The sequence below is a fragment of the Winogradskyella sp. SM1960 genome (assembly GCF_020179375.1).
GTDB lineage: Bacteria > Bacteroidota > Bacteroidia > Flavobacteriales > Flavobacteriaceae > Winogradskyella > Winogradskyella marina.
This window is the reverse complement of sequence record NZ_JAICBG010000028.1, coordinates 1-3,050: the sequence shown is the minus strand read 5'-3', so window position 1 is coordinate 3,050 and position 3,050 is coordinate 1. Positions and strand designations below refer to the sequence as shown.

Genomic DNA, 3,050 nt, shown 5'->3' with positions numbered 1-3,050 from the left:
AAACCAGTATTTTGTTTGTGGCACACCGTGATGAGGCTAATATCAATCCTGATTTCACCTACGAGCTTCACCCCTCGTCTACGGGTTCTGTTGGCTTACAGAGATAAATAAAAATTGTAATTACTAATCATACGAGATTACAAGGATTGTTCAGCTTATCGGAAGTAAAAAAATAAAGACGCTATGAAAAACATAAAAATTGAACTTAAATGGGCCATTATTTTTTCAATTATGGGATTATTGTGAATGGTTTTAGAGAAAATCACAGGACTGCACGGTAAATATATCGATCATCATATGTACTTAACCAACCTCTTTGCTATTCCCGCAATAATTGTCTTGGTTATGGCAATTAAAGATAAAAAGAAGCGCATAGTCATAAAAAAATCAATAGTCGTTACAATTTTTAAATCGCGCTCCCTAATAATTTTCACACCCCTTTCAATTGTTAAAAGCAAATTTATCCAACTAAGAATCTCATATTCAACATATATTTATTAATTTTAATATCATAATTGCGTAGTATCGCATTAAAATATAAGGAAGAAATATGATAAAAATAAACGCCATTTTCTATACCACAATTGTGTTGTTTCTTTTGGGATTACAATCAAATGTAACTGCCCAAACTACTCCCATAATAAATATCTCAGGTGATAGCGATAAAGCAGCAAATGAGAAATCAAAGTATAATTTGGAGTATGCAAATATGACCTATACTGCAGACCGAACAGGTACTGAAAATAAAGCTTTAAAACTTGATGGTCAATCGTTTATAAGGGTTAATAAAAGTATCAACCCTACTGTTATGCCTAACCTCACCATTGCCTTTTGGGCCAAACCCGATAGTGACAATAAACGAATGACCTTGTTCTCACACGATAACGGTGGTTACGACAGAACTGTGGCTATTGATAATAGAGGCGCTAAAAGTTGGAAATGGAGTGCTTACGCCAATACTCCTATGGCAGGCGCAAGTATAAATAAGTCTAAATGGTCATTTGTAGCTGTAGTATTTAATAAAAAAGAAAATACGGTTCTAATTTTTGTAGATGGACAAACCTATAAACATAAAGGGAGTGCTTCTAAAGGTTTGGACTATTTCCACTTAGGTAACAACCCTACTTACGGAGAACCTTATATTGGTTTATTAGATGACATTAAAATTTATGAGCAATCGCTAACTAAAAACCAGCTATTAGAACTTTTTGAATCCGAAGGAGGGATTAAAGATAAATCAGACCAATACTTTTATAAAGAAAATTACAATGGTTCTGATATTGTAGTTCGAGTAGGCGATGTAGACAACCTTGGTTTTGGTTGGACTAAAGGATTTGATCCCTTTTGTGGAATGAACACCTCTGTTCATGGTTACCCCTGGATAACAGATGAAAATGATCATAAGGGAACGGATAGAATAATGGTGGTAAGTAGCCATCATTCAGGAAGAAAAGACGGATACACATCTTCTACAAAACGACCAGACAACCTCCCTGTCAGTATTGATATCACCTATAAAAAACCAGATATTGAAATTGAAAAAGTGGTACTACAACTTATGCTAGACGACTTTCAAGCTCCTAAATGGGGAACCTCATACCAAGTGCACATTAACGGAAAACGCTTAACTTACATAGAAGATGTTATTAATAAAGTAGAACAAACAGGCCCAACAGGCAAGCTCGTTCAAGTGGGTTTATTACCTGAAGACAACGCTCTGTTTAGTACAGGCAAGGTAAGTGTAAAAATCGATGATCCTGTCACAGGTGCAGGTGATGGTTATGCCATTGATTTTATACAAGTCCTTATTAATCCAAAGGGAGAATATGAATGTATCGGAAATATTAGTGGAATTGTAAAAGATACTGAAGGAAACCCATTAGAAGATGTTTTAATTTCTGCGAACGGTTTAAAAGAAGGGCTAACAAAGGCTAATGGTGTTTTTAAATTAGAAAATGTGCCCATTGGTATGATAACCGTTACCGCGAATAAAAATCTTTATAATCAGGAAAGTATCAGTTTTGAACTTAAAAAAGATGAAAACAAACAAATAGAATTTGTCTTAAATCGAAAATTACTTGAATCCAAAGCTTTCTTAAACGAAGAATTAAAAGCAAAAGGATTTGTAAATTTATACGGGATCCATTTCGATTCTGGCAAAGACGTTCCTAATAGCCAGTCTGAAGCAACCTTAAATGAATTGGCTATTTTTTTAAAAAGTAACTCAGAACTTAAATTCAAAATTATTGGACATACAGATAGTGATGGTGAGATTAAAACAAATAACGATTTGTCATTGAGAAGAGCACAGCATATTGTCAATTGGCTAGAAAAAAAGGGAGTTAATACAGCAAACGTAACAGCATCCGGCTTAGGCGAATCAAGCCCCATAGCAAGCAATAAAACCAAATCAGGTAAAGCGCTTAACCGAAGGGTTGAGATTAAAGCAATGAAAAAATAAGGCTTCAAACCTCACAATCAAGAATGAAAACGATGACCGTTTTATCATCTAACATCAAAAGCACCCATTTTTAGGTTAAATCAACACCTTTAAATTCCTGAAACTAACATTTTATAACTTTGAGCTCACCGCAGGACGCAACAGAAGTCTTAGAACTTTATCCACGGGTGAGCAAAAAAAAGCATTGTTGGCGTATCTACTACAACAAAAGCCTGATTTCATCGTCTTAAATAATCCGTATGAAACCTTAGACAAAGCGGCTGTTTCTGCGCTAAAAAAGCAGTTATTAGAGTTGTCTAATGCTATGCCTATTGTATTTATATTCAACAGACAAGATGATCTCTTACCCATAATTACGCATGTAATTACATTTAAAAACACTGAACTTAAAACTGTAGTACCTCTTGAAGCTTATCAATTTAAGAAAACGGAGTTTGTTTTTGATAAGGTAATTCCATCACCAATAACAACCTACACCAACATTCCAGACGTGCTCGTAGAGCTTAAGAATGTTAATGTGACTTATGAAGAGCGATGTATTCTTAAAGACATTAACTGGACCATTAAAAAGAATGAATTTTGGCATTTA

At 34.5% G+C, this 3,050-nt stretch carries 1 protein-coding gene and 1 pseudogene; both read left to right on the top strand.

Going from position 1 to position 3,050, the window contains the following annotated elements; all coding sequences use genetic code 11:
* Positions 1–550: 550 nt before the first annotated feature.
* Positions 551–2,461 (top strand): OmpA family protein, encoded by a 1,911-nt coding sequence (locus K1X16_RS17770; RefSeq protein WP_225037412.1) that lies wholly within the window; start codon positions 551–553, stop codon positions 2,459–2,461.
* Positions 2,462–2,648: 187 nt separating this feature from the next.
* A pseudogene (locus K1X16_RS17765) lies at positions 2,649–3,050 on the top strand (hypothetical protein); the annotation flags it as partial.